The following is a 521-nucleotide window of genomic DNA, read 5'->3' as shown; positions in this document are numbered from 1 at the left end:
CATTTTAAGGAAATCACGGCGAGAAAAATTACGACTTACCATAAACAAAAACACTGCTCAATTACTAAACAAAGAAAGCGGACGATACCGAAACCAATTTATCTCGTCAAATGCATAAATTGGTCCGGAATATCGAAGTCGCGCTGAATTTTTTGTTTACTTATTGAACAGAAAACGATTTTTTAGAATTGTAAATTTTCTTAAATTTACGAGCCATGCAGGCTTAGCCTTGATGGTCGTATTTGTAGATGTCATCTCGGTAATACAGCGTACCTTCTTCCAACCAAGCTGTTTGGTAGATGATGTGTACCGGAATACGTTCCCCTAGTGGCACCGAAGTCGTTGATGAACGAGCGCTTTCCCGCTTTTTCTCTAAACGCTCTTCCAAACCTTGAGTTTTGAACAGAAGCTCTGCAAGTTGATCGGCGTTTTCTACTCGAACACAACCCGAGCTAAAGGCCCTTCTATCTTGTTGGAACAAGTTTTTACTCGGCGTGTCGTGTAGATATATGGCTTGTGGG

The 521-nt window shown here is 41.1% G+C and carries 1 protein-coding gene; it reads right to left on the bottom strand.

Annotation, left to right across the window (positions count from 1 at the left end; translation table 11 throughout):
• Positions 1–223: 223 nt before the first annotated feature.
• On the bottom strand, positions 224–521 hold a 298-nt coding region (locus R7E78_RS30420), incomplete at its 5' end, for a L,D-transpeptidase family protein (protein WP_318059186.1).

This window comes from Vibrio sp. YT-19(2023), from assembly GCF_033337395.1.
The sequence above is the reverse complement of the archived record's forward strand: the minus strand, read 5'-3'. Positions and strand labels throughout refer to the sequence as shown.